16 protein-coding genes are annotated in these 18,093 nt (G+C 64.3%); 6 read left to right on the top strand and 10 right to left on the bottom strand.

Annotation, left to right across the window (positions count from 1 at the left end; all coding sequences use genetic code 11):
• Nucleotides 1-163 precede the first annotated feature (163 nt).
• The gene (locus Q4G24_RS08125) at nt 164-1,180 is read left to right on the top strand and encodes a c-type cytochrome (RefSeq protein WP_303366016.1); all 1,017 of its coding nucleotides are present in this window, start codon (nt 164-166) and stop codon (nt 1,178-1,180) included.
• A 33-nt stretch (nt 1,181-1,213) separates the two neighbouring features.
• Here the strand turns inward: Q4G24_RS08125 and Q4G24_RS08120 are convergent, their stop codons facing one another.
• Both Q4G24_RS08120 and Q4G24_RS08115 read right to left on the bottom strand, forming a co-directional pair.
• Nucleotides 1,214-2,080 carry a glycosyltransferase family 2 protein gene (locus Q4G24_RS08120; RefSeq protein ID WP_303366015.1) on the bottom strand — a complete coding sequence of 289 codons (867 nt, stop codon included), beginning with the start codon at nt 2,078-2,080 and terminating at the stop codon, nt 1,214-1,216.
• Nucleotides 2,077-2,643: a hypothetical protein gene (locus tag Q4G24_RS08115; protein ID WP_303366014.1), complete on the bottom strand. Its 567-nt coding sequence runs from the start codon at nt 2,641-2,643 to the stop codon at nt 2,077-2,079. Before Q4G24_RS08115 ends, Q4G24_RS08120 begins: the two co-directional genes overlap by 4 nt.
• 151 nt (nt 2,644-2,794) lie before the next feature.
• Here Q4G24_RS08115 and infC point away from each other — a divergent pair, with 151 nt between their 5' ends.
• The 4 genes from infC (at nt 2,795) to Q4G24_RS08095 (ending at nt 6,906) form a co-directional block, all read left to right on the top strand.
• Nucleotides 2,795-3,334 carry a translation initiation factor IF-3 gene (gene infC / locus Q4G24_RS08110; RefSeq protein ID WP_368660934.1) on the top strand — a complete coding sequence of 180 codons (540 nt, stop codon included), beginning with the start codon at nt 2,795-2,797 and terminating at the stop codon, nt 3,332-3,334.
• A 72-nt stretch (nt 3,335-3,406) separates the two neighbouring features.
• Nucleotides 3,407-3,859 carry a dUTP diphosphatase gene (dut, locus tag Q4G24_RS08105; RefSeq protein WP_303366013.1) on the top strand — a complete coding sequence of 151 codons (453 nt, stop codon included), beginning with the start codon at nt 3,407-3,409 and terminating at the stop codon, nt 3,857-3,859.
• 3 nt (nt 3,860-3,862) lie between these two features.
• A complete protein-coding gene (locus Q4G24_RS08100) occupies nt 3,863-4,888 on the top strand; it encodes a molybdopterin-synthase adenylyltransferase MoeB (RefSeq protein ID WP_303366012.1) in 1,026 nt (341 codons plus the stop codon).
• On the top strand, nt 4,885-6,906 hold the full coding sequence (locus Q4G24_RS08095; protein ID WP_303366011.1) for a M3 family metallopeptidase: 2,022 nt from the start codon (nt 4,885-4,887) through the stop codon (nt 6,904-6,906). The genes Q4G24_RS08100 and Q4G24_RS08095 overlap by 4 nt, the downstream gene beginning before the upstream one ends.
• Nucleotides 6,907-7,112: 206 nt before the next feature.
• On the opposite strand, the gene Q4G24_RS08090 is transcribed toward Q4G24_RS08095, so the two are convergent.
• Entirely contained in the window at nt 7,113-7,709 is a 597-nt protein-coding gene (locus tag Q4G24_RS08090; protein ID WP_368660933.1) for an SH3 domain-containing protein, read from the bottom strand.
• Nucleotides 7,710-7,801: 92 nt separating this feature from the next.
• On the opposite strand from Q4G24_RS08090, the gene Q4G24_RS08085 reads away from it, so the two are divergent.
• Nucleotides 7,802-8,800, top strand: a complete 999-nt coding sequence (locus tag Q4G24_RS08085; RefSeq protein ID WP_303366010.1) for a D-glycerate dehydrogenase — start codon at nt 7,802-7,804, stop codon at nt 8,798-8,800.
• 307 nt (nt 8,801-9,107) lie between these two features.
• Here the strand turns inward: Q4G24_RS08085 and Q4G24_RS08080 are convergent, their stop codons facing one another.
• The 7 genes from Q4G24_RS08080 to Q4G24_RS08050 all read right to left on the bottom strand — a co-directional run bounded on the left by Q4G24_RS08080 (nt 9,108) and on the right by Q4G24_RS08050 (nt 18,092).
• Nucleotides 9,108-10,901 (bottom strand): aminopeptidase P family protein, encoded by a 1,794-nt coding sequence (locus tag Q4G24_RS08080; RefSeq protein ID WP_303366009.1) that lies wholly within the window; start codon nt 10,899-10,901, stop codon nt 9,108-9,110.
• Nucleotides 10,902-10,913: 12 nt separating this feature from the next.
• The gene (locus tag Q4G24_RS08075; protein WP_303366008.1) at nt 10,914-11,813 is read right to left on the bottom strand and encodes a hypothetical protein; all 900 of its coding nucleotides are present in this window, start codon (nt 11,811-11,813) and stop codon (nt 10,914-10,916) included.
• A gap of 12 nt (nt 11,814-11,825) precedes the next feature.
• Nucleotides 11,826-13,697, bottom strand: a complete 1,872-nt coding sequence (gene cobT / locus Q4G24_RS08070; RefSeq protein WP_303366007.1) for a cobaltochelatase subunit CobT — start codon at nt 13,695-13,697, stop codon at nt 11,826-11,828.
• A 176-nt stretch (nt 13,698-13,873) separates the two neighbouring features.
• Nucleotides 13,874-14,497 (bottom strand): hypothetical protein, encoded by a 624-nt coding sequence (locus tag Q4G24_RS08065; protein ID WP_303366006.1) that lies wholly within the window; start codon nt 14,495-14,497, stop codon nt 13,874-13,876.
• Nucleotides 14,494-14,886, bottom strand: coding sequence for a hypothetical protein (locus Q4G24_RS08060; RefSeq protein ID WP_303366005.1), 393 nt, complete (start codon nt 14,884-14,886; stop codon nt 14,494-14,496). The genes Q4G24_RS08065 and Q4G24_RS08060 overlap by 4 nt, the downstream gene beginning before the upstream one ends.
• 253 nt (nt 14,887-15,139) lie before the next feature.
• Complete coding sequence (gene cobS / locus Q4G24_RS08055) at nt 15,140-16,117, bottom strand: cobaltochelatase subunit CobS (protein WP_303366004.1); 978 nt, start codon at nt 16,115-16,117, stop codon at nt 15,140-15,142.
• A 97-nt stretch (nt 16,118-16,214) separates the two neighbouring features.
• Nucleotides 16,215-18,092 (bottom strand): calcium-binding protein, encoded by a 1,878-nt coding sequence (locus Q4G24_RS08050; protein WP_303366003.1) that lies wholly within the window; start codon nt 18,090-18,092, stop codon nt 16,215-16,217.
• Nucleotide 18,093 lies beyond the last annotated feature (1 nt).

Below are 18,093 nucleotides of genomic sequence, written 5' to 3'. Positions count from 1 at the left end.
CTTGCGTCTAACATTCGGGCCTGCGTTCGCGCAAGGGCGCGGAACCTGCAGGGGTTTGATCTGTATCATGCTTTATAGGCATATTCATGCTATAATGTGAATGTGTAGTGCTGATTGTGCCGCCGCCTATGCCAGACGATTGTCCAGCCAAAGAGGGAAAACCATGTCGCTTCGTTCCATATCTTCGCCCTGCCTATGTGCGGCGGCATTGATTCTTGCCCCCGTTGCGGGGCTGGCGCAGGACGCGCCGGAGGTTGATCTGACCACCTGGCAAACCGGCAATATCGACGATCTGCCCGATGATGATTATGGGCGGCTGGTGCGCTATGGCTTTCAGCTTGCGACCGAGACTTACGCCCATATCGGCCCCGAGGTCGCAGACCCGGCGATGCGCTATGCCGGGAACAATCTGGCCTGCACCAGTTGCCATCAGGACAATGCCACCAAGCCCTATGCGATGCCATGGACCGGGGTTACGGCCGTATTCCCGCAATATCGTGCGCGAGAGAATACGCTGCAATCGGTCGAGGAACGTGTGAACGGCTGCATGGAGCGGTCGATGGCGGGGAAGCCTCTGCCGCTGGACAGCCCGGAAATGCGCGGGTTTACGGCCTATATCCATTTCCTGTCGCGCGGGATTCCGGTCGGTGCGACGGTCAAGGGATCGGGTGTCGAGCGCGTCGCCGCACCTGACCGCGCCGCCGATCCTGTCGCGGGCAAGCTGGTCTATGACGAGCAATGCGCCGTCTGTCATGGTGAAGATGGTTTGGGTCAGCGCAACGGCGAGGCGGGTGATGCACAAGGCTATCTTTACCCGGCGGTCATGGGGGATGACAGCTATAACGACGGCGCGGGCATGTATCGCGTGCTGATGGCTTACCGCTTTATCCTGAACAATATGCCGCAAGGGGCGGATTATACCGCGCGGCAACTGGACGAAGATCAGGCTTATGATGTGGCGGCCTATCTGTCCTCATTGCCGCGGGGCAGCAAGGCGGGGATGGAGAATGATTTCCCTGACCTGCTGCGCAAGGCCCCGGATATGCCCTTTGCGCCATGGGCCGGTGATTTCCCCGCTGAGCAGCACAAATACGGCCCGTTCAAGCCGATCGCCGATTGGCAGGCCGCGCAGGTCAAGGCGCGGACCGAGGCAGAGGCCGCCGAAAAAGCGGCGCAATAAAAGCCAAAGGGCGGGTTTTCCCCGCCCTTTCTCTCAGAACCACTGGCCCGGCTCCATCAGGCCAAGTTCCATAAGCTGATGCGCGTTCCAGCGGAACGGATGTGCGTTGCGCCAGGTGAAATCGCTGATCTCGTCACGCGAACCGGGGTTGCGCACCAGCGCCTTGGCCACCCGGAACGATGCAATCGCAGCGGTCAGGTTGTGGTGCCAGGGGCAGGCATAGGTGTTGTATTCTTCGATGCTGAAGCGGTGATCCGGCGTCACCCGCAGTCCCTTGGCGCTGCGGAACAGCGCGATGCGGTCGATGCGGCGGCGGTCAACGGGCAGGTATTCCTCGAACCGCCAGCGCAGGCCGCCAAAGAAATCAAGCTGGCGTTCCATGTCGTGACCGTCATGGTTCTTGCGGCCCAGCGCGAAATAGCCGGTGCGGTCGAACATGGCATCGGTCAGGCTGACGGCATCGGGGGCGGCGGTCAGGTCGCGGGCGTAAAGGTCCACCACATAGGCCAGCATCGCCGGGCGGCGTTCCTCGGTGTGAAAGGTCAGCATCTCGCCCACGGTCCGCGTTTCCGAAAAGGGAAAGAACAGATATTCGGCGTTATAGGCATAAAACAACCACGTTCCGGCAGGCACGGCGTCGTTGATCGCATTGATCGCATCGACATGAGACGCCGGGCGGCGGGTGTCATATTGCAGGTTCGTGACCTTGGCTTGCAGCGTTTCGGGGATGTCCAGCGGTTGCGGCGACAGCGCAAGAATGTGGCGGAAACCGTTGCGCAGGTGGTGATCCAGCGTCGAGATGGTCTCGACCTCATCTTCAAACAGCAGGATGGCCAGCGGCCCTTTGGCCAGCACTTCGGGGTTGCTGTTCAGCCATGCGTTCAGCGCGGGATGGGTCATTGCAGCATTTCCTCGATGCGGGTCAGGGCGGCGGGCAGGCGGGCGGGATCGCTGGCGGCGGTGTCCAGCAGCGTCGTCAGGATCTGTTTTTGCGCTTCGGGCAGATCGGCGGCATTGATGCGGGCCAAAAGCGGCGCGGGATCGAAGCCTCGGGGCGTGGTTGCCGCTGCCACCGATTGCGCGGCGGAAACGGCGCTGCGGTTGGCTTCGGCAATGGCGGCTTCGGCGGCGTCCTGTGCGCGATCTGCGGCGGCATCGCCGGTTGCGGCCGGGGCGGGCGGCGTGACCTGCGCGGGGGCGGCATCGCTGGCGCGGATGGCGGCATCGGCGGCTGCAGCCGCCTGTTCCGCAGGCGAGGGTTCCGCAGGCGAAGGTTCTGGCGGCGCGGGTGGTGCAGGCCGGGGCAGAGGGCGTGGCTCATCCGCGCGGATGTCGGGGGCCGTCTGCGCAGGCAGGAAGGGCAACAGCGCCCGCAGCCGGGTCATGTCGCCTCCGGCCAGCCACCAGCCTGCCGCCATGGCAGCAATCAGCAAAGGCAGGATCAGGGCGGCGCGTTTCAGCATTGGAACGGGTCTGTTATTACGGTTGCCTGCTCTATGCCACGCCCGCGCCCCGGCGAAAAGCCGTTTTGCCTGCGGCTTGGCGGTTGAAAATCCGAGTATAAGCGCGTATTTTATTCCAGCTTAAAGCACCGGCTATAAAAGGAGTAACGCCATAGCCCGCAGACCCCACCACGCGCCGCCGACCCGTGACACCGGCCCGCGCGTCAATGAACGCATCCGTGTTGCTGAAATTCGCCTGATTGGTCCCGAAGGGGAAAACGTCGGCGTCGTCTCGCCCGCCCGTGGGCTGGAGATGGCGATTGAGGCAGGGCTGGATCTGGTCGAAATCTCGCCCAACGCCACCCCGCCCGTGTGCAAGATCATGGACCTTGGCAAGTTCAAATACGAACAGCAAAAGCGCGAAGCCGAGGCCCGCAAAAAGCAAAAAATCATCGAAATCAAAGAGGTGAAGTTCCGTCCGGGGACTGATACCCATGATTACGAAGTCAAGATGCGCAACGTCATGCGCTTTCTTGAGGATGGCGATAAGGTGAAAGTCACCCTACGTTTTCGTGGCCGCGAGATGGCGCACCAGGATCTTGGCGTCGATCTGCTGAACCGCGTCAAGGACGACGTGGGCGAGGCCGGAAAGGTCGAATCCATGCCCAAGCTGGAAGGCCGCCAGATGGTGATGATGATCGCGCCGCGCTAAACCTGCGCCAGCGATTCGGTTGCGATGCGGGCCGCCCTTGCGCGGCCCGTTTTCATGTTCAAGGATGCCGCCATGGTTCAGATTTTGATTCAGCGCGAAGATTGGGCCGATCCGGCGATTGGCTTGCCCGAATATGCCACCGCAGGCGCTGCAGGGGCCGATATACGGGCGCAACTGCCCGATGGGCCGGTGGTGCTGGCCCCCGGCGCACGGGCGCTGGTCCCGACCGGGCTGCGCATGGCGATTCCGGCGGGATATGAGGTGCAGGTCCGTCCGCGCAGCGGTCTGGCGCTGAAACATGGGGTTACGGTGCTGAACACGCCCGGCACCATCGACAGCGACTATCGCGGCCCGGTCGGGGTGGTGCTGATCAACCTTGGCGACCAGCCCTTCACCGTCACCCATGGCGAGCGGATCGCGCAGATGGTTGTCGCCCCGGTGGTGCCGGCCGGGTTCGATCTGGTCGGGGCGCTGGACCAGACGGCGCGGGGCGCGGGCGGGTTTGGCTCGACCGGGCGGGGGTGAGGCATGGTCCTGCTGGTTCTGCTTGCACTGTTGGCGCTGTGGATCGGGTCGGGCCTGTTGGGCTGGCGGCTGCCCATGCGGCTGGCGGCGCTGACCGGGCTGTGGGCGGCTGTGGGCGGCGTGATTGCGGCCCAAGGCGGCGATTTGCGGCTGTGGTTGGTGCTTGGCGGCGCAGGGGCGCTGCTGGTGGGATATCGCCTGCTGATCGGGCTGGCGCATCGCCATGCGATCCCGCTGCCTGCGGTTGCCCCGACGGGCTTTGACCCTGATGCGCGACTGACAGATACCGAGCTGGACCGCTATGCCCGCCATATCACCCTGCGCGAAATCGGCGGGCAGGGGCAGCGGGCGCTGAAACGGGCGCAGGTGCTGGTGATTGGCGCGGGAGGGCTTGGTTCACCCGTGGCGCTGTATCTGGCGGCGGCGGGGGTGGGGCGGATCACGCTGGCCGATGATGATGCGGTCAGCCTGTCGAACCTGCAACGCCAGATTTTGTTCCAGACCGATCAGACCGGCCAGCCCAAGGCGCAGGCGGGGGCGGCACGGCTGGCGGCGCTGAACCCCGACATCACCGTGACGCCCTTGCCGCGCCGGATCGGGGCGGGCGATGTGGATTTCCTTTCGGGCTTTGATCTGGTGATCGACGGCACCGACAGTTTCGCCGGGCGCGCGGCGATCAACGCCGCCTGCGTGGCTGCCCGCGTGCCGCTGCTGGCCGGGGCTATGGCGCAATGGGAGGGGCAGGTCACGCTCTATGATCCTGCCCGCGATGCCCCCTGCATGGCCTGCATTTTCCCTCAGGCCCCCGCGCCCGGCACCGTTTTGCCTTGCGCCGAAGCCGGGGTGATCGGTGCCTTGCCCGGTGTGATCGGCAGCCTGATGGCGCTGGAGGCAATCAAGACCCTGACCGGCGCGGGGCGTGACCTGCGCGGGCGGATGCTGATTTTCGACGGGCTTCAGACGCAAACCCGGCTGATGCGCCTGACCCGAAACCCGAACTGTCCCGTCTGTGGAAAGGACCACCCATGAACCGCGAACTGACCCATTGGAGCGGCCCTCAGGGCCTGCCGCGTTTCGACCTGATTTCCGATGCTGATTTTGCCCCGGCCTTTACTGCCGCGCTGGCGGAATCCGAGGCCGCATGGGAGGCAATTGCCACCAATCCCGAACCCGCCAGTTTCGCCAATACCATTGCGGCGATGGAAACCGCAGATGAGGCGCTGGACCGCGTGGCGGCGGTGTTTTTCACCCTGTCTGCCGTGGATTCCAACCCGGCCCGAGAGGCGTTGCAGCGTGACCTCGCCCCGAAACTGGCTGCGCATGGGGCCAAAATCGGCAGCGACCCACGTCTGTTTGTGCGGGTTCAGGCGGTGCTGGATCAGGGCGGGCTGACCGGGCAGGATCTGCGCATTGCGGAACTGGCGCTGCGCGGGCTGCGGCGCTCGGGTGCGGGACTGGACGCTGTGGGGCGCGACCGGCTGTCCGCGATCATGCAACGGCTGGCGGCGCTCTATACGGCGTTTTCGCAGAATGTCCTGCGGGATGAACGCGATTTCCTCATGCCGATCCCGGATGACGGGCTGGCGGGGCTGTCGCCTGCGCTGGTCGCGGATATGCAGGCCGCCGCACGGGACCGGGGCCTGCCGGGGCAGGTGCTGACGCTGAACCGCAGCCTGATTGTGCCGTTTCTGGAACAATCCACCCGCCGCGATCTGCGCCGCGCCGGGCAAGAGGCATGGGCCGCGCGCGGCTCAGGTGCGGGCGCAGGCGGGGCGGAAACCGACAATCGCCCGCTGATTGCCGAGATTCTGGCCCTGCGCCATGAACGCGCCCGGATGCTGGGCTATGCGGATTTCGCCGCTTTCAAGCTGGAAACCGAGATGGCGGGCAGCGCCGAGCGGGTTCAGGATTTGCTGGAACAGGTCTGGACCCCGGCCCGCGCCCGTGTGGCGGCAGATCAGGCCGCGCTGGAGGATCTGGCCCGCGATGATGGTGTGAATGACGGCGTTCAGGCGTGGGACTGGCGCCACTATGCCGCCCGTCGCCGGGCCGCCGCGCATCAGTTGGACGAGGCCGGGCTGCGCCCCTATTTCTCGCTGGATGCGATGCTGGGCGCGGTGTTTGACGTGGCGCATCGCCTGTTCGGCCTGAGCGTGGAGCCGTTCGAGGCCCCCTTGTGGTACCCTGATGTGCGGGCTTGGCGGGTGCTGCGCGACGGCCAGCAAATCGCGGTATTTTTGGGCGATTATTTCGCGCGGTCGGGCAAGCGGTCGGGCGCGTGGTGTTCAGCGCTGCAATCGCAGCATGGCATGGGCGCGGGGCAGCAGCCGATCGTGGTGAATGTGTGCAATTTCACCCCGCCCGCCGAGGCAGGTGCAGCGGCGCTGTTGGGCTGGGACGATGTGCGCACCTTGTTTCACGAGTTTGGCCACGCCCTGCATCAGATGTTGTCTGATGTGACATATCCTTCGATTTCAGGCACTTCCGTTGCGCGGGATTTCGTCGAGCTGCCCAGTCAGTTGTTGGAACATTGGGCTGAACAGCCCGAGGTTCTGGACGCACATGCCCGCCATACAGAGACGGGTGCGACCCTGTCAGCCGATCTGCGCGACAAGATGCTGGCGGCGGGCAAGGCTGATGCGGGCTTTGCGACGCTGGAATATCTGCAATCGGCGCTGGTCGATCTGGCCTTGCATCGCGGTGCGCCCGCAGCGGATGCGATGGCCGCGACGGATGCCGTCCTGACCGCGCTGGATGCACCTGCCGCCGTGCCGATGCGCCACGCCACGCCGCATTTTGCACATGCTTTTTCCAGTGATGGTTATTCGGCGGGCTATTACAGCTATATGTGGTCCGAGGTGATGGACGCCGATGCTTTCGCGGCCTTCGAGGAAAGCGGCGATATTTTCGATCCTGCCACGTCTGAACGCCTGCGTGCCACAATCCTGTCGCAAGGCGGCGCGGCCCCGGCGGATGAGCTGTGGCTGCGGTTCCGGGGCGCAATGCCGGGGGTCGGGCCGCTGCTGAAAGGTCGCGGGCTGGCCTGATCGGACAGAAAAATGTTCGGCGTTAGGCTTTTGTGAAGGTTTTCCTGCCATGTTGCCCGAACAAGAGTGATTCTTTTGGGCAACATGGGGGATTTATGCAGATTTTCGGCTTGCTGACCGGGCTTTGGCTGCTGTTGTGGTTGCCGTGGTGTGGCTCCGGCCGGCCTCAAGGCGTGGTGCCAGCCGGGGCCGCGCCAAGGGGCTGGTCACTTGCGGATCTCGTCCATGTCCACGCCCCAGATGGTCGTCTTGCGCATCCACCCTGACTCGCCGCTGCCAGAGACGCGGCAGAACTCGGGCTGGCACTCGCCAAGGCGCATGACGGCGCCCGCTTCGGCGCGGGCAATGACGCTGGCGCCATCGCGGGGGCGGGAATACAGGTCGGCCATATCGGTGGTTACGACCACGGTGCGCACACCTGACAACAGGGCGTAATGCACCCAGCCGCCTTGCCCATCCTGATCGATGACGCGCCGCCAATGGCCGAACTCTGCGATCACCTGCAAGGGCATCCCGGAATGGCGAAACACCCAGTCGATGCGATGTGACAGGCTGGGACCACGCCGGGCGTTGCCTTCTGACCCTTTCAGGCTGACATAGCGCGGCAGCGGCAGGTTGGTGATCGGGCCACGGCTGGGGTCGGGTTGGTCGCCCTGTCGGGTCATGGGCTGTTGTTCCGCCAGAATCCGGCGGGCCTCGTCCATCTGATCCTCGGTCACGGTCAATGTCTGCGCCCCTGCGGTGGGGCCGAATATCACCAGCGCAAGCGCCAGCACCGCGATAAAGCGGAAACGGTGGGTCATCTGCTATCCTGCGTCCAAACGGGGTCTTGTGCCTGCCCCTTGCAGCGGGCAGTTTGCCATAAAACCGCCCCCGAATGGAAGAGGAGGATGCCATGCCCGCCATAAACCCCCGCCAGCGCCTGCGCGTTTGTGTGACCCGCCGTCTGCCTGAGGCGGTCGAAACGCGCATGAAAGAGCTGTTCGATGTGGTTTTGCGCGACGATGATCGCAAACTGTCGCGCGATGAACTGGTGGCGATGATGCGTGATTGCGATGTGCTGGTGCCGACCGTGACAGATCAGATCGACGCAAACATGCTGGCGCAGGCGGGTGAGCGGTTAAAGCTGATCGCCAATTTCGGTGCCGGGGTCGATCATATCGACGTGGCCAGCGCCCGCCAGCGCGGGGTTCTGGTCAGCAACACCCCGGATGTCGTGACCGAGGATACGGCTGACATGACAATGGCGCTGATTCTGGCCGTGACCCGGCGCATCCCCGAGGGGCTGGCCGAGATGCAGGCCGGGCGCTGGCAGGGCTGGTCTCCGACCTCGCATCTTGGCGGGCGCGTCGGTGGGCGGTGTTTGGGGATTTTGGGCATGGGCCGGATCGGGCAGGCGGTGGCCCGCCGTGCGGCGGCCTTCGGGATGCAGGTGCATTACCACAACCGCAAGCGCCTGCGCCCCGAGATCGAGGATGAGTTGCAGGCGACCTATTGGGAAAGTCTGGATCAAATGCTGGCGCGTATGGATATTATCAGCGTGAACGCCCCGCATACACCAAGCACCTTTCACCTGCTGAACGCGCGGCGGCTGAAGCTGCTGAAACCTTCGGCGGTGGTGGTGAACACGTCGCGTGGCGAGGTGATCGACGAAAACGCCCTGACCCGGATGCTGCGGGCGGGCGAAATCGCGGGCGCGGGGCTGGATGTGTTCGAGCATGGGCATGAGATCAACCCGCGCCTGCGCGAACTGCCCAATGTCGTCTTGCTGCCGCATATGGGCAGCGCCACGGTCGAGGGCCGCACTGAAATGGGTGAAAAAGTTATCATCAATATCAAGACATTTGCCGACGGCCACCGGCCGCCGGATCTGGTCGTGCCGGGGATGATGTAAGCTGGCAAGGTGATCCGCGCCCGGATTCCGGGATGCGGATGTCGGGCAGGTCGCGAAGGGTGATCTGCGGTGTGGGCTGATTGTCCAAGCCGCAACGGGGCGGCGGCGCGTGTTAACCGCGCCGTTTACGCTCTTGCCATGCGGTGCCGTCCTCTGACCTCAGCGGTGCGCTGATCTGTCGGGCGCAAGCTGCGGTAACGGGGCAAAAGCGGTTGCCCGTGTCGTTTGGGGGTCTGTCACTTGGGGTTCTCTGGGGCCGTCATGTGTCAGGGGCGGCGCTGCCGTATTCGCCGCCCCGACACGCCCATCACAGGGCCGCCGTCGCTTGCTCCAGCCATGCTGCATCGGCCTGATCCAGATGCGGCGCGATGCGTGCGCGGCAATCCGCATGATAGGCGTTCAGCCAGTCGCGCTCGTCCCGTGACAGTGCCGCCGCGTCGATCAGGCGGCGGTCAATGGGGGCAAAGGTCAGGGTCTGGAAACCGAGCATCTTGCGGCCCGGCTCTGCTTCGGCCTGAACGGTGACGATCAGGTTTTCCAGCCGGATACCAAAGGCTCCTTCGCGGTAATAGCCCGGCTCGTTCGACAGGATCATGCCGGGGGCCAGCGGGATTTCTGAAACGCGGCTGATCCGCGCCGGGCCTTCGTGAACGCAGAGCGCCGCGCCGACGCCGTGGCCGGTGCCGTGGTCGTAATCCTGCCCCGCCATCCACAGCGGTGCGCGGGCAATCGCGTCGATGTCGCGCCCCGCCAGCCCTTGTGGAAAGCGCAGGCGGCTAATGCCGATCATGCCTTGCAGCACGCGGGTAAAGGGCGCGCGCACCGCCGGGTCTACGGTGCCGATAGCGATGGTGCGGGTGATGTCGGTGGTGCCGTCTGCATACTGCCCGCCGGAATCAAGCAACAGCAGGTCGCCTTCGGCAATCTGGCGGTTGCTGGCCCTGGACACGCGATAATGCACGATGGCCCCGTTCGGGCCGGTCCCGCAGATGGTGTCAAAGCTGATGTCTGCAATCCCCTGTTCCGCCCGCAGGGCCTCCAGCCGTTGCACCACGTCGATCTCGGTCAGGCTGCCTGCTGGTTGCCGGTCCAGCCATGCCAGAAGCCGCACCATGGCCACACTGTCGCGGGCATGGGCGTCTTGCATCCCTTTGATTTCCGCAGGGGTCTTGCAGGTTTTCGGCAAGATCACCGGGTCGGGGGCCTTGCTGATCGCGGTGCCGACCTGTTCCAGCAGGTGAAACACTTGCTGCGGGGCGCTGGCCGGGTCAACGCGCACCGGGCCGCTCAGCGCGGCCAGAGCGGGGGTGAAGCCGTCGCCGGGCAGGATCGTGACCTGATTGCCAAGGGCGGCGCGAACCTCGGGGCTGAACTTGGCCGGGTCGGTGAACAGGGTGACGCGGGCGTTGTCCTCGATCACGGCGAAGGCTTGCAGGATCGGGTTGCGCGGGATGTCGGCCCCGCGAATGTTCAGCAGCCACGCAATCGAATCGGGCAAGGTCAGCACAGCGGCGGCCTGTCCGGCCTGACGCAGATCGGCGGCGATGCGGTCGCGCTTTTCCGCAGCCGAGGCCCCCGCCAGCGCATCCGGGTGCAGCCGCGCCAGCCCGACGGGAGGGGCAGGGCGGTCGGGCCAGATCGCATCGACCGGGTTGGCAGGCTCGGCCACAAGCGCGATGTTTTGCGCCTCCAGCGCGGTTTCCAGCGCGGAAATATCCTGATGCGTGTGCAGCCACGGGTCGAAACCCACGCGCCCGCCGTTCGGCAGGGCTTCTGCCAGCCAGTCGGCGGGTTTAGTTTCCGGCCATGGCACCGGCTGGAACGCCGAAGGGTCGGTTTCGGCCTTGACCTGCACGCGGTAGCGCCCGTCGATGAACACCCCGGCGCGGTCTTGCGTCACGATGGCAAAGCCTGCGCTGCCGGTAAAGCCGGTCAGCCAGGCCAGCCGTGCATCGGCAGGGGCGACATATTCGCCCTGATGCGCGTCGGCGCGGGGGATGATGAACCCATCCAGCCCGCGCCGGGTCAACTCATGGCGCAGGGCCTCCAGCCGGGGCAGATGGGCCGCGGGGGTGCTGGTCTGGTCGAAACTTTGAAACATGGGGGCCTTTGGTCAGTGTAAAGTTGCGGGCAGGACGGTCCAGCCCTGACCCTGCCATTGGTAAAGCTGGCCCGGTGCGATGGCATAGGGCAGGTCTGCGGGCAGGGCGGTGCCGATCTGGCGCAGTTCTGCGACAGCTTCGGGGCGGCCGGCATCGCCGACCATCACCAGATTCCGTGCGGCGAACAGGGCTGCCAGACGGGTGGCCTGCATATCCTCGGCCACGGCAGACCAGAAATGATCGGCAAAGAACAGGCTGGCATCGTAGTTTTCGTCCATCTGCACCTGATGCACCGCGCCCGAGGGCTGCTCGGCCAGATTGATCCCGACCTCTTGCGCGTAAAGCGACAGGTTATCGACCGCCTGTTTCAGCAGCGCAGCATCGTCCTGCCCAAGTTCTGTTACATCATCCGGCATCAGCAGCCGGATTTGCTGCGGGCTGTCCTGCGCCAGCAGCAGGATCAGCCCCGGTGCGACCTCGCGGTGCCAGTTGTCGGTGATTTCGGTGTCAGGCACGCCCATATCGCGCAGTTGGGTGCGGGCGTTGGCAAGGAAATCAGCGGATTTCAGCACCGGCAGCAAGCGGGTGGCCGTGGTTTCGGTGCTGTGAACCGGGGTCAGCAGGTTGTCGATGTAATCCGCCTGCCCCTGCGCATCGCGCCCGCGCAGCGCGGACAGCGCATTATCCAGTGCGATATTGGCCTGAAAGCCATTGTCCTGCGCGATCAGCAGCACTTGCCGCGCCGGGTCATATTCGGCGCTGGTCACGCCCGCCCGCGCCTGCGCCAGCAGTGCCAGTTTCGGGCCAAGCGTATCGGCGGATTGCAGGTCGGCAGCGGTGATTTCGATGCTGCGCGATGGCGTCGCAGGCGTATCCGCCCCGCCGAACAGACGTTTCAAAAACCCAAACATGATAGCCTCTTATCAGACAGCGCGTTTCACATTCGCCATGCCAAGCACGCGCGCGCGTTTGCGCGGGTCGGCGTCGAACAGGGCGGCAAGCTGCTCGGTCATCGCCCCGCCAAGCTGTTCCACATCGGTGATCGTCACCGCCCGCTGGTAATAGCGGGTCACGTCATGGCCGATGCCGATGGCCAGCAATTCGACCTGTTTGCGGCGCTCGATCATGGCGATCACGTCGCGCAGGTGGCGTTCCAGAAAGCTGGCCGGGTTCACCGAAAGGGTGCTGTCATCGACCGGCGCACCGTCGGAAATGACCATCAGGATCTTGCGCGCCTCGCTGCGTTTGACCATGCGGCGATGCGCCCATTCCAGCGCCTCGCCGTCGATGTTTTCTTTCAGCAGCCCCTCTTTCATCATCAGGCCAAGGTTCGGGCGCACCCGCCGCCAGGGCGCATCGGCGGGCTTATAGACGATATGGCGCAGGTCGTTCAGGCGGCCGGGCGCGGCGGGGCGATGTGCGGCCAGCCATTTTTCGCGCGACTGGCCCCCCTTCCATGCCCGCGTCGTAAAACCGAGGATCTCCACCTTGACGCTGCACCGTTCCAGCGTGCGGGCCAGCACGTCGGCGCAGATCGCGGCAATGCTGATCGGGCGACCGCGCATCGAGCCGGAATTGTCGATCAGCAGCGTCACCACGGTGTCGCGGAACTCGGTATCCTTTTCGACCTTGAACGACAGCGGCGTCGTCGGGTTCGCCACCACGCGGGCAAGGCGTCCGGCGTCCAGCACGCCTTCTTCCTTGTCGAACTCCCAACTGCGGTTCTGCTGGGCCTGAAGGCGGCGTTGCAGCTTGTTGGCAAGGCGGCTGACGGCGCCGCGCAGCGGGTCAAGCTGCTTGTCCAGATAGGCCCGCAGCCGTTCCAGCTCTGCCGGGTCGGCCAGATCGGCGGCGCTGATTTCCTCGTCGAACTCGGTGGTAAAGACGCGGTAATCGGCGCTGGCCTCGCTGATGGGCGGGGGCAGCTCTTGCGGTTCATCGGTTTCGGACATTTCGCCCTCGTCCGACATTTCATCTTCGGACAGGTCGTCCTGACTGACGGAAGCCTGCCGCTCGTCCTGCGTCTGTTCCTGCGCGCGTTCGGGGCTGGATTCGGACTGTTCGCTGTCCTGCTCGTCGCGGGACTGGTTGTCGCCCGCCTCGGGTTCGGGCTGGCTGTCCTCGTCGGCCTCATCGCTGGCATCGGCGTCGGGATCGTCGCCAAGCTGGTCGCCATAGCCAAGGTCGGCAATCGCCTGCCGGGCCAGCCGGGCAAAGGCAGCCTGATCGCCGGTGGCGGCTTTCAGCGATTCCAGCGTGGCCTCGGCCCTGTCCTGAATGAAGGGCGCCCATAGGTCCACGATATGCTGCGCGGCTGGCGGCAACGGGCGGCCGGTGGCCAGTTGGCGCAGCATCCAGCCCGCCGCGACGGCCAGCGGCACCTCGGATGCGGCGCGAACCTGTGCATAGCCCTTGCGCTGTGCGTCGGCCTCGATCCTTGCGTCGATATTGGTCAGGGCACCGGGCATTTCGCGCCCACCCATCGCCTCGACGCGGGCGGTTTCCAGCGCCTCGTAAAGCTCACGCGCGATTTCGCCGCCGGGCAGATAGCGGCCATGCGTCCCGGCATCATGGTGGCGCATCCGAAAGGCCAGCGCATCCGCTGTTCCCCGCGCCAGCCGGATTTCGTCGGCGCTCAGACGGCGGCTGATCTGTGGCAGGCGCATCGTATCTCCCGCCAGTCCCGAAGGATCGGCGGTATAGGTCACGTTCAACTCGCGGTCGCCGGCAATGGCGCGGGTGGCCTCGGACAGAGCCTTCTTGAACGGATCGGCGGGGTTGTCGGATTTGTTCATCGGGTCATTCGCGCTGTCAGATCGTCAGAAGGCACCATGCCCCTTTCCGCTGGCGGGGTCCAGAAGCGGCGCGGGCGCATCTGTCCGCTTTACGCAGAAATCTTGCAAGATGACGGTGATTCGTGGCTTTTGCAGCACCTATGGGCAAGACGGTTCTTCCGCCGTGGCGGAGGGCGTCAGTCCATCAGTGTGTTTTTATGCTGGCAATGTTTGAACAGACTGTCGTTGTTCTGCCCGCCCATTTCGGCCAGCGTGATGTGCTGCTTGTCCACGCCGGAATCTGATCCGTCGCGGCTTTCCCCGGTGTCGGGGTTCTGGTCGGACCAGTCCAGCACCCATTTGCCAGTCAGCAGGTTCCAGCCGCAATCAATCGTGCTGGCGCTGAGCCTGTCCAATGATGAATAGGTCGAGCCTGCAACAACGATCGCACCGTCACGCTGCGCAATGGTCAGGGTGCGTTCCCAAAATGTGCGGCCAATGCCGATCTGTTCGGCGTGCAGCAGCAGGCTGCCGTTTTCGGCCTGTTCCAGCCAAGGCGTCTGCCCGGCCATTTGTCCCGAAAACACCAGATCCGGCACATGCAGGATCAATTCCCCGGCGCGGTCATCCGGCACGCCCGCAAAGATATACAGGTCAGCCCCGGCATCATCGGCCTGCACCAGAACGGCGCGTTCCTGCCCGATATAGGTGTCGTCCAGTTCCACCTGCACGGCAGACAGCACCTGCGAAATGTCCGGCACCTGCGCCAAGGCGGCGGCGGGTGCAAGGGCAAGGGCGGTCAGCAGGGGCAGGTGCTTCATTGGGGGGCTTTCTCTGGCACATCCAGTTCAAGCACGGCATCGGCGCCGCGCAGGCGTTGGGCAAGCTGTTTGGGGTTTGCGGAAAAAAGGACGTTGATCTCGAACCTGTCCACCGGGGTCGCAAGGCGGGTCTGGATATGCGGCTGAAGGATCACTTCACCATCCAGATAAAGGGTAATCTGCCCGCCGATATTGTTGTTTGCCACCTCGGTGAGCAGGGACGCGCTTTCCGGGTCCAGCGTCACAAGGATGCTGCGGCCGTTGGTGAATGTCTCGGCTGCGCGTTCTGCCTCGATGATGTTCAGGCGGACCCGCTCGGCCAAGGCGGGGGCGGTAGTCAGCAGGGTGGTGGCCAGCAAGGCGATCAGGACGCGTGAAACGTGGTGCATGACGGTTCAGCAGGTGAGGGCGCTGGAAGACAAGCTGTCACGGAACGGGCTTTTGCGCAAGAACGGCTGTGCCTGGGCATATTTACATCTGACAGCCGGTCATGTTTGCGACGATACCGCCAACTGCCGCACCGTGCCACGGTCATGGACCTGCGCCGTCTGTTCAGGCGGCGGTTCGTTCGGCGGCTTCTGGCGTAAGCGCGTATGGCACGCACCCCGCCAAAACCAGAACGCTCAAGCAGAACCCGGCGCGTCACCCCGCCTTGGCAACCACGCTTTCAGGCAGTTCCTCGTCGAACAGGCGTTGATAGAACTCGGCGACGGTCTGGCGTTCCAACTCGTCGCATTTGTTCAGGAAGGTCAGGCGGAAGGCATAGCCGATGTTGCGGAAGATTTCCGCGTTCTGCGCCCATGCGATGACCGTGCGCGGCGACATGACGGTGGACAGGTCGCCCTGCATGAAAGCGGTGCGGGTCAGGTCGGCCACCGTCACCATGCGGGCAATCTGGTCGCGGCCCTGCGCGGTGTTGTAATGCGGGACCTTGGACAGCACGATGTTCACTTCGGCATCATGCGACAGATAGTTCAGCGTGGCGACCAGCGACCAGCGGTCCATCTGGCCCTGGTTGATCTGCTGGGTGCCGTGATAAAGGCCGGTGGTATCGCCAAGCCCGACGGTGTTGGCGGTAGCGAACATGCGGAAATATTTGTTGGGCGTGATGACTTCGTTCTGATCCAGCAGGGTCAGCTTGCCATCCGCCTCCAGCACGCGCTGGATCACGAACATCACATCGGCGCGGCCTGCGTCGTATTCGTCGAACACGATCGCGGTGGGGTTGCGCAGCGCCCACGGCAGTATACCCTCATGAAACTCGGTGACTTGCTTGCCATCCACCAGCCGGATTGCGTCCTTGCCGATCAGGTCGATGCGCGACACATGGCTGTCAAGGTTCACCCGCACGCAGGGCCAGTTCAGCCGTGCCGCCACCTGTTCGATATGGGTTGATTTGCCGGTGCCGTGATAGCCCTGGATCATCACCCGGCGATTATAGGCAAAACCCGCCAGAATCGCCAAGGTCGTGTCGGGATCGAACTTATAGGTCGGGTCCAGCTCGGGGACGCGGGCGGTGCGCTCGGCAAAGCCCTTGACCTTCATGTCGCTGTCGAGGCCGAACACCTCGCGCAGATCAATGTCTTCGGTCGGTTTCGCGTTTTGATCCAGATCCGCCATGGCACAGCCCTTTCCCTTATCCGCGAAGTGATGCCGGATTCGGGCGGGCGGCGCAAGGCAAGCCGCGCGGCAATTTCAGTGCCGCGCGGCCAAAGCGTCAGGCCAGCAGGAAATCCGAGGCCGAAAGATCCGCCAGATCGGTATGTTCCAGCCGCAGGGTGAACCCGTCATGGCGCAGCACCACGTCGTTGCCGTCCTGTCGCGCGCTGGCCAGCAGGGCGTCAGCGTCACTCAGCCCCTCGATCAGCAGGCGGTCGGATTCATTAGCGGCGGCGTTGAAGTCCTCGACCACGACGCTGCCGGTCAGGCCCTGCACAAAGACGAACACATCATCGCCATGCCCGCCGTTCAGCCGGTCGCCATTGCTTTCAGCGTAAAGCCAGTCGTCATGCTCGCCGCCATAGATGCGGTCCGCGCCCGCGCCGCCGCGGATGGTGTCCGCGCCCTCGCCGCCGATCAGCAGGTCCGCGCCCGCCGTGCCTCGGATCAGATCATCACCGGCCATGCCGAACACGACCTTGCCGGTCAGCACGTCATTGCCGCCGGTGCCTTCGGTCGCCTTGCCGAAGCGCAGGTCGTGATCGCGCCATTCGAACAGGCTCCAGCGGTCATCCTCCAGCCGGTCGTGATGGATAGAATAATCCGCCACGGTTTCAATCCCCAGGAAACCGCGATAGGCGAATTCGATGTCCTCGATATTCTCGGCCAGCGTCACGCCGTCCTTGCCGACGATCACCAGCGTGCCGTCCGAGAGGCGATAGGCGCTGTGATCCTCGGGGCGGCCCTGCACGCGCAGGGTGTCATAACCTTCGCCGCCGTCCACGCGGTTATAGCCGCTGCTGACGCGGATGCGGTCATCGCCCGCGCCGGCGTCGATCCAGTCATTCCCGCGCCCGTCGCCCAGCAGGTCGTTATACTGCGTGCCGATGATAAAGGCCGGTGCGCCAAAATGATCCGAGGTTGGTGCGGCCTTGTCCTCGACCCATGTGTTCCAGCGCAGATCCGCGCCAAGGTTCGACACAATCATCACGCTGTCGCGCTCGGTGAACTCATAAAAGCGGGAATCGCCGATGCGGCGGATGGCATCGGTTGCGACGCCGCCGATATGCGCCCACCACGACCCGGCAATGTTCAGCAGCGAATCGACCGCAAGACTGATCGCCGCCACGCTGTAGGAACCGTCAAAGATCACGAGATTGTCGGTGCTGGTGGCGTAATTCGTGTCCGGGTTGGACAGGAACGGATCGGCGGCAGCGATTGCCTCGGCAATGGTGGCATGATCGCCCGCCGCGCGGTGAACCACGTCGTTTTCATAGCCGATGTTCAGTACCCGGTCGGGGTCGTCATAGATCACCGGAACGGCATGGGCGACATAATCCGCATCCGCGAAGAACCCATCCGCCAGTGTATCTGCGAAACGCGCCATGATATTGGCGTAACCCGCGCCAAGGCTGTAACCCGTCACCAGCACGTCATCCCCGGTCAGGCCCAGCGATTGCGCATAATCGCGCAGCGCCTCCAGCACCGGGATCATGGATTCGGCCATCTCGCCGGTGTTAAGCTGCGTATAGTCCAACACGTCCAACAGCGAATTGGTGGCGGTAAAGGATACCGACAGACGCACCACATTGCCCGCCGCGTCGCGCTCTTCCAGCAGCAGCAGTTGCGGGCCGGACTGGGCAAAGCCATAGATCGGGCTTTCCATCATCACATAGCCGTCACGGTCGATATGGGCGGCGGGGATGCCGAGGGACAGCGGGTCGATCTCGGACCATGTGGCGGGCAGCGACATATCAATGGGCGAGCCGGTCAGCGTGCCTTCACCGATCAGCTTTTGCAGCCCCTCCAGTGCCTCGCCGGTCGGGATGCCCGCGAAACTTTTGGTCGCGGAATAGATTGCAAGCTGATGCGACAGGGCGGCCAGATCGGCGGCCTCGGCGGTGGTATAATCCTTGTAATCAAAAGCGCCCATCATT

Origin of the sequence: Paracoccus sp. (in: a-proteobacteria) (assembly GCF_030538695.1) — a bacterium.
GTDB lineage: Bacteria > Pseudomonadota > Alphaproteobacteria > Rhodobacterales > Rhodobacteraceae > Paracoccus.
The sequence above is the reverse complement of the archived record's forward strand: the minus strand, read 5'-3'. Positions and strand labels throughout refer to the sequence as shown.